General features: G+C 35.6%; 6 protein-coding genes and 6 pseudogenes. 5 read left to right on the top strand and 7 right to left on the bottom strand.

What is annotated here, in order from left to right:
• From CXY28_RS09060 to CXY28_RS08365, 3 pseudogenes are all read left to right on the top strand, one after another.
• Window positions 1–136: pseudogene (locus CXY28_RS09060) on the top strand (SAM-dependent methyltransferase); the annotation flags it as partial.
• A gap of 164 nt (window positions 137–300) precedes the next feature.
• Window positions 301–768, top strand: a pseudogene (gene tnpA / locus CXY28_RS08370) (IS200/IS605 family transposase).
• Window positions 737–1,144: pseudogene (locus CXY28_RS08365) on the top strand (RNA-guided endonuclease TnpB family protein); the annotation flags it as partial. The pseudogenes tnpA (CXY28_RS08370) and CXY28_RS08365, both read left to right, overlap by 32 nt.
• A gap of 91 nt (window positions 1,145–1,235) precedes the next feature.
• Here the strand turns inward: CXY28_RS08365 and tnpA (CXY28_RS08360) are convergent.
• A complete protein-coding gene (gene tnpA / locus CXY28_RS08360) occupies window positions 1,236–1,682 on the bottom strand; it encodes an IS200/IS605 family transposase (RefSeq protein WP_198542643.1) in 447 nt (148 codons plus the stop codon).
• A 51-nt stretch (window positions 1,683–1,733) separates the two neighbouring features.
• Here tnpA (CXY28_RS08360) and CXY28_RS08355 point away from each other — a divergent pair, with 51 nt between their 5' ends.
• Both CXY28_RS08355 and tnpA (CXY28_RS08350) read left to right on the top strand, forming a co-directional pair.
• Window positions 1,734–3,017 (top strand): RNA-guided endonuclease InsQ/TnpB family protein, encoded by a 1,284-nt coding sequence (locus CXY28_RS08355; protein WP_015644066.1) that lies wholly within the window; start codon window positions 1,734–1,736, stop codon window positions 3,015–3,017.
• A gap of 39 nt (window positions 3,018–3,056) precedes the next feature.
• Window positions 3,057–3,473, top strand: a complete 417-nt coding sequence (tnpA, locus tag CXY28_RS08350; RefSeq protein ID WP_082221856.1) for an IS200/IS605-like element IS606 family transposase — start codon at window positions 3,057–3,059, stop codon at window positions 3,471–3,473.
• A gap of 100 nt (window positions 3,474–3,573) precedes the next feature.
• Here the strand turns inward: tnpA (CXY28_RS08350) and CXY28_RS08920 are convergent, their stop codons facing one another.
• The 6 genes and pseudogenes from CXY28_RS08920 to CXY28_RS08325 all read right to left on the bottom strand — a co-directional run bounded on the left by CXY28_RS08920 (window position 3,574) and on the right by CXY28_RS08325 (window position 6,815).
• Window positions 3,574–3,705, bottom strand: coding sequence for a hypothetical protein (locus tag CXY28_RS08920; RefSeq protein WP_258233157.1), 132 nt, complete (start codon window positions 3,703–3,705; stop codon window positions 3,574–3,576).
• Between the two features lie 57 nt (window positions 3,706–3,762).
• Window positions 3,763–4,272, bottom strand: a pseudogene (locus CXY28_RS08345) (IS607 family transposase); the annotation flags it as partial.
• Between the two features lie 6 nt (window positions 4,273–4,278).
• Window positions 4,279–4,473, bottom strand: a pseudogene (locus tag CXY28_RS08340) (type II toxin-antitoxin system HicA family toxin).
• On the bottom strand, window positions 4,466–4,684 hold the full coding sequence (locus CXY28_RS08335; protein ID WP_050825407.1) for a type II toxin-antitoxin system HicB family antitoxin: 219 nt from the start codon (window positions 4,682–4,684) through the stop codon (window positions 4,466–4,468). Before CXY28_RS08335 ends, CXY28_RS08340 begins: the two are co-directional and overlap by 8 nt.
• A gap of 75 nt (window positions 4,685–4,759) precedes the next feature.
• A pseudogene (locus CXY28_RS08330) lies at window positions 4,760–6,322 on the bottom strand (DUF262 domain-containing protein); the annotation flags it as partial.
• A gap of 52 nt (window positions 6,323–6,374) precedes the next feature.
• Window positions 6,375–6,815 (bottom strand): hypothetical protein, encoded by a 441-nt coding sequence (locus CXY28_RS08325; RefSeq protein ID WP_015643695.1) that lies wholly within the window; start codon window positions 6,813–6,815, stop codon window positions 6,375–6,377.
• Window positions 6,816–6,937: the final 122 nt, after the last annotated feature.

The raw sequence follows: 6,937 nt of genomic DNA, 5'->3' as shown, positions 1-6,937 counted from the left end.
TAGCGGATGGGGTGGGTTAGAAAGTTGCTTTAAAAAGGATCAACACCCTGAAGAATTTAAAGAATTAAAAGCCTTACTCACCAAAGATGAATTCAGAAGAGCTTATTTGAGCGCAAGAGACGCTTACCCAAAACTAACGCCTTAAAGCCCCTAGCTTTTAGCTATGGGGATAAAAGGCGAAACGCCTTTAGGCGTTAAATGCCATATGAAATAGTCGTATCAGCATTAATATGATATAAAAATAATAGCAATACTATGAATATCTTGCATTAATTATTTTTTTTTATATATACTACAAATATGAGTAACGCTGTTTTATACAAAAGCAATCATAATGTTGTCTATTCTTGCAAATACCATATCGTGTGGTGTCCTAAATACAGGCGTAAGGTATTAGTGGGAGCTGTAGAAATGAGATTGAAAGAAATCATTCAAGAAGTGGCTAAAGAATTAAGAGTAGAGATTATAGAGATGTAAACCGATAAAGACCATATCCACATTTTAGCTGACATTGATCCAAGCTTTGGAGTGATGAAGTTCATTAAAACCGCTAAAGGTCGTAGCAGTAGGATATTAAGACAAGAATTTAACCACTTAAAAACAAAACTACCTACTTTATGGACCAATTCCTGTTTCATTTCAACAGTGGGGGGTGCGCCTTTGAATGTTGTCAAACAATACATTGAAAACCAACAAAACAGCAACCGCCCTAAGCAAAAAGAAAAATGGAAAAGTTATGTTGATAACCTACAAACAAAAGCTCTATAAGAACGATAAGAATAGGCGTATAGACACACTATTAAGGCGTTATGGCGTGTTTTATAATCATTGCATTGCCTTGCACAAACGCTATTATAGACTTTTCAAAAAGTATTTAAAGCTTAACGATTTGCAAAAACACACCACCAAATTGAAAAAGACCCATCGTTATGCTTTTTTAAAAACACTAGGCTCACAAACCTTACAAGATTTAACTGAAAGGATAGATAAAGCGTTTAAAAAATTCTTTAAGAAACAAGCCAAATTGCCACGATTTAAAAAAGTAGCCAACTACAAATCTTTCACTTTCAAAAGCCAAGTTGATAAAAAGACAGGGTTGAATAAGGGAGTGGGGTTTGAGATAAAAGACAATGTTATCTCTTTTAAAACCACCCAAGCAGAAATCCCAAATATCTTTAGTGTTTGGGATGAATGCTTTAGTTCCGCTAGGAACTATATAAAAACCTTAAGTGAAACTAACCTTGATTTTCTATATACGCCTTGATAGTTTCAAGGTTAGCTTCACCGATAGAGCAAACAAAAAATCCATCAGTCCAAAAAGTTTTTTCTTTCCAAAAGTGTTTTTGCAATAAGGGGATAAATCTTTTATCGCGCCAAACTCTATAAGTGGTGATCTGTTTGATTTTAGCAATAATGGAGCTAATAGACATTCTAGGGATATATTGAACCATTAAGTGCAAATGATCTATATCGCTTTCCATCGCAATGATAATGAAATGACTTTGGGTGGCTATCTCATCTATAACAGACTTAATAAAATCATTCAAATCCCCTTGCAACAACTTTTTTCTATACTTACACACTAAAATCAAATGGGCTTTTAGATTATGCTTACTTCGGTTGGTTGAAATATACCCCCTTAATGGATAATGGTTTTTCCTCATTAGTTTAGCCTTATTCATTATTTATAAAAACATTGTATAATAATACAAGATAAAAACAAGGGAGTCGTTTTGCTTAACGCTGTCAAGTTTAGAATTTATCCTAACGCCCAACAAAAAGAATTGATTTCTAAACATTTTGGCTGTTCTAGAGTGGTGTATAACTACTTTTTAGATTACCGACAAAAACAATACGCAAAAGGCATTAAAGAAACTTACTTCACCATGCAAAAAGTCTTAACCCAAATCAAGCGGCAAGAAAAATACCATTATCTCAATGAATGCAATTCTCAAAGTTTGCAAATGGCGTTAAGACAGCTTGTGAGCGCTTATGATAATTTCTTTAGCAAAAGAGCGAGATACCCTAAATTCAAATCCAAGAAAAACGCTAGGCAATCCTTTGCAATCCCCCAAAACATAGAAATCAAAACAGAGACTCAAACAATCGCTCTCCCTAAATTCAAAGAGGGCATTAAGGCTAAATTACACAGAAACTTGCCTAAAGATAGCGTTATCAAACAGGCTTTTATTTCTTGCATAGCCGATCAATATTTTTGCTCTATATCCTATGAAACCAAAGAGCCTATCCCTAAACCTACCATCATTAAAAAAGCGGTAGGTTTAGACATGGGCTTAAGAACGCTCATTGTTACAAGCGATAAAATAGAATACCCACACATTCGTTTTTATCAAAAATTAGAAAAGAAACTCACTAAAGCGCAAAGGAGGTTAAGTAAAAAAGTAAAAGGTTCCAACAACAGGAAAAAACAAGCTAAAAAGGTGGCTAGATTGCATTTAGCTTGTTCAAACACTAGAGATGACTACTTGCATAAAATCAGTAATGAGATAACCAATCAATACGATTTGATAGGGGTAGAAACTTTGAATGTTAAAGGCCTTATGAAAACCTATCATTCTAAAAGCCTTGCTAATGCGAGTTGGGGGAAATTCCTTACTATGCTAAAATACAAAGCCCAAAGAAAAGCTAAAACCCTATTAGGCATAGACAGATTTTTCCCTAGCTCTCAATTATGTTCTTATTGTGGGGTCAATACAGGCAAAAAACATGAAAGCATCACTAAATTCACTTGTCCTCATTGTAAGATCACACACCACAGAGATTACAATGCGAGTGTCAATATTAGAAACTACGCTTTAGGCATGCTAGATGAAAGGCATAAAGTAAAGATAGATAAAGCTAGGGTAGGGATTATCCGAAGCGATTACACTCATCACACTAATGAGTGTGTCAAAGCTTGTGGAGCTTCCTCTAACGGGGTTAGTTCTAAATATGGAAGCATATTGGATCTAGCTAGTTATGGAGCTATGAAGCAAGAAAAAGCCCAATCGCTTTAGCGGTTGGGTAATTCACCCTCTTTTTGTTAAAATAGGTCTATAAAAAAAATTGATGATATGAGACACGGAAGACATTGTGTTTTTTTAATGCATGCGCATTTGGTATTTGTTACTAAATACCGGCGTAAAGCGTTCAACAAGGAAGTGATAGATTTTTTAGGATCGGTGTTTGCCAAAGTGTGTAAGGACTTTGAGAGCGAATTGGTAGAATTTGATGGGGAGAGCGATCATGTGCATTTGCTTATCAACTACCCTCCAAAAGTGAGCGTGAGTAAGTTAGTTAATTCTTTAAAAGGCGTTAGCAGTCGTTTGACTAGACAACACCATTTCAAAAGCGTTGAAGCTAGTTTGTGGGGGAAGCATTTATGGTCGCCTAGTTATTTCGCTAGGAGTTGTGGAGGCGCGCCTTTAGAGATGATTAAGCAATACATACAAGAGCAAGAAACACCGCATTAACTAGCTAACTTTGATTTTTAATAGAATGCGCTAAAAAGCGAATGGATCTAGGTGAAACGATATTCAAATAGCCTAACGGCTAAGCACTTACATCTCCGTCCTAAAGGACGGAGTTTTTCGTGCTAGTGGGATAAAATTGTTGTGTCTTTTTAGAAAATTTAACATTGTCTAAAAACATTTCTTGGCACTCTTTAGAATTTAAGTGCAGTTTAGGGATTTTAAAAAACTTCATAAACTTCCTTTAAAAAGAAGCTTAGATAAGAGTTTTATAAATAATTACATTCTCTAAAGAATGAATTGTTTGCATGATGTCCTCAAATAGTTCTTGCTCTAAACTGATTGATTCGCACTGATTGATAATCACGATTTTAGTGCCATAATCGCTAAATAGCTTTTCTACTAACTCATAGCTCAATCTAGCTAATCGGTCTTTATAGGAAATATAAACCGCCTTAATTTTAAACGCCATTACCGCATTAAGAAGCTCCATAAAACCCTTTCTGTCCAAAGACATGCCACTTTTAATATCAGAATAGATACTATCTACAGATATTCCTTTAGCATTTATAAAAGAGATACAGTTTTCTATTTGATTGTGCAAGTCTTGTTTCTGCTTTTGAGTGCTTACCCTAGCATAAACTACATTCAGACTACCATCTTCAATTCCTGCTAAAGAATAGACATCAGAATCGTTGTATATATAGTAACCATTGGGTTCTTGTTTAACTCGTATCTTTCCACTTTTAACATACTTCCAAAGAGTAACACGGGATATTTTTAAGATCTTTAAGACTTCTTTGAGATTTCATTTAAGGGCATTTTCCATGATTTCTTCCACTATTTTAGGGTGCAAGATTCCGCCAGAATGAAAAGGCAAAACCTACCTGATTTTATCTTTCACATAAATTCTATGGCTACCTTTTTGCCTAGAGAAAACAAATCCATTCTGCAATAATAGCTTCTCTGCTTCTTTAGCTGTGAGTCGTGGCAATTCAGGCAAAAGCTATCTCAATGGGTGCTATTACAGAATTTTTCTTAGAAAGAAAAGCTAACTCATCGGCTTCTAAAACTCCCAAATAAAGCTCTATAGCTTCTTTAATATTTCTTAGGGCTTCTTCATAACTTTTCCCTTGTGATACACAGCCTTTTAGAAAGGGGACAAAAGCAAAATACCCATTCTCATCTTTTTCTATGACAGCGTTTATAAGCATGGCACTACCTTTGATTAAATTTCTTATGATTATACACATAATATATTTTAAACAAAATTAAATGGACAGGTTAGGGATATGGGGGTTTTTAGCCCAATCTTTTTCTTTAGTGCTATAGCCTTGATCGGGTTTTTGAGGCAAAATATGCTCAATGCTTTCTATACTGCCATCAAAATTCAAAGTCGTTTCAGGGTTATGGTATAGCTCGTATTCATAAAGCAAGTAATTCAGTGCCTTACCCCACTTATACCACTTCTCAGTATTCTTTTTGGAATGGATATTCTCTTCAAGCAATTCTAAAGCGCTATTTTTGTGTCTGTTGAAAAAATTCTTTTCTAGAGTTGGGAGATCTTCAATGGTGATATTTTCTTCCCCATATCTATACGCCCTAAATGCTCTAAAAGCCAATCCAATCCATTCATTTTTAGCCGTATTCTTGCCAGTAACCCCATAGATTAAAAACCCGAAACGCTCTAAATATTCTAACAAGCTCTCTAATTCTTTGGTGGTATAAAGCTGTTTGTTAGCGTGTTTCCCTTCAAGCTGTATCGTAAAAAGAGAGAGCAATAAGGGCAGAAAAGCGTTATCGCTCAAAGCGTTTAAGCGCCACATTTTTTCTAACAAGGTGCACATTTTAGGCGTGATTTCAATCTCAAGCTTTTTATTGTCATTAAAAATAAGAGTGATAGCCTTTTCATCAAGCGTGTGCAAGAAATTCCAAACTTTAGAATAGTAAGAAAGATAAAATAACAACTCGTCTATTTTGTCATATTCATCGCTAAAGGGTGTGTTATGGGTATATTTTTTATGAGCGTTAAACTCCATTTCCAATAACCTCTTTTTAAAATCCCCTTTCTCGCCATAATAATACTCTACGAAATGCTTTAAAAACCTCTCTAAATCATCATCTTTAAATTGCCTCAAATCGTAATAAATCCTGGTGTAGGTGTCATTGATTTCTTGTTGAAGATTTTCTAAATCTCCTTCATCGCAAATCTTGTGCGCCACAAAATGCAAGCGGTTTTTTAGCAATTCCAGAGTGGATAGATCCTTACCACGATTGTTAATCGTTTCAAAAGAGCTGAAAGGATCGATTCGGTTATCGTTCAATTCCACCACGCTAAAAAGCATTTTCTTTATAAGGGCATCAAACATTTTTTCAAGCGTTTCAATGGGCGTATCGTTGATTTTTTCTTTAAAAAATGCGTAAGCCTTAATCAAATTTTTAGCGTAAAAAGAAGTTTTGAACGCTTCCAAATCTTTTTCTTCTTCAGTGATCGCCCTAAAAGCTTCACTCAAACCATAATACTTATAGGATAGAATGGGTTCAAGGTTGATTAAAGAATACTTTGGGTCTTTGTTTTGGGTGGTTTTGGCTAAAAGGCCCAGTAAGATCAGGCTTGTAGCCAATCGTTGCTGGCCGTCTATGATTTCAAAAGCGCTGCTTTCAAACTCATTTTCAAGCTCTCTTAAGGTTAAACTATGCATGTAATGGAATTTATCTCCCAGTTTGGACACATGCTCTAAATCGTTCCAAAAATCCTTTAATTGCTCTTTCTGCCATGCATACCCCCTTTGATAGCTGGGGATTTCAAACATGCCTTTTTCAATCACTCCGTCTAAAGTCAATAATTCCATTAAAATCCTTTCTTAATAATGAATGGGTTATGGGTTAAGAACCCATAATCCCTTAATTTTTTCGCTCAATCAATTTTGGTTGTCCAAGTCTTGTGCTGTGCGTGAAATGCCAAGTGTTTTTATTGACTAATTCTTCGTATTCTTGGCTCCCTTTTTGAGCGCAAACGCCCTCAACCTTTAACGCTCCCTCTTCATCAGTCCCGATAGTGTCATGGTCAATCTTTAGGGCAAAAACGCTCCGTTGGACTTCAGCCCCTCTAGTCGTTGAATCCTCATTCACAATACCAATGAAGTAATCCGCCTTACGCATGAGTTCAAAATGCTTGTGCTGAGCCGCTTTGTCTCTTCGTGAGCGAAAATAACTCAAAGTGCATTCATCGCACAACTCTTTAAAATCCTCATTCCCTGGAATAGTCCCTTTATAAGCACCTGAAACCATGCACAACAACAAATTGTATTTTTCATGCGCTTTTAAATCTTCTAACTGAGCCATCATTTCTCCTTTGAATTTAACTCTGTAAGCCCCACTGATTTAAAAATGGGGCTTATGGAATCAAATGGTTTGAAAATGCGGTGCGGGTTAATGAAAGGGGGAATAAAAGAGGGAATAATAAA

Source organism: Helicobacter pylori, assembly GCF_002832345.1.
In the GTDB taxonomy this organism is placed as follows: domain Bacteria; phylum Campylobacterota; class Campylobacteria; order Campylobacterales; family Helicobacteraceae; genus Helicobacter; species Helicobacter pylori_CP.
This window is presented reverse-complemented; position numbering and strand designations above follow the sequence as displayed.

Coding starts and splice junctions, on each gene's coding strand:
- tnpA (WP_198542643.1), bottom strand. CDS start 1,682: ATGAATAAGGCTAAACTAATGAGGAAAAACCATTATCCATTAAGGGGG.
- CXY28_RS08335 (WP_050825407.1), bottom strand. CDS start 4,684: ATGCTTATAAACGCTGTCATAGAAAAAGATGAGAATGGGTATTTTGCT.
- CXY28_RS08920 (WP_258233157.1), bottom strand. CDS start 3,705: ATGAAGTTTTTTAAAATCCCTAAACTGCACTTAAATTCTAAAGAGTGC.
- CXY28_RS08325 (WP_015643695.1), bottom strand. CDS start 6,815: ATGGCTCAGTTAGAAGATTTAAAAGCGCATGAAAAATACAATTTGTTG.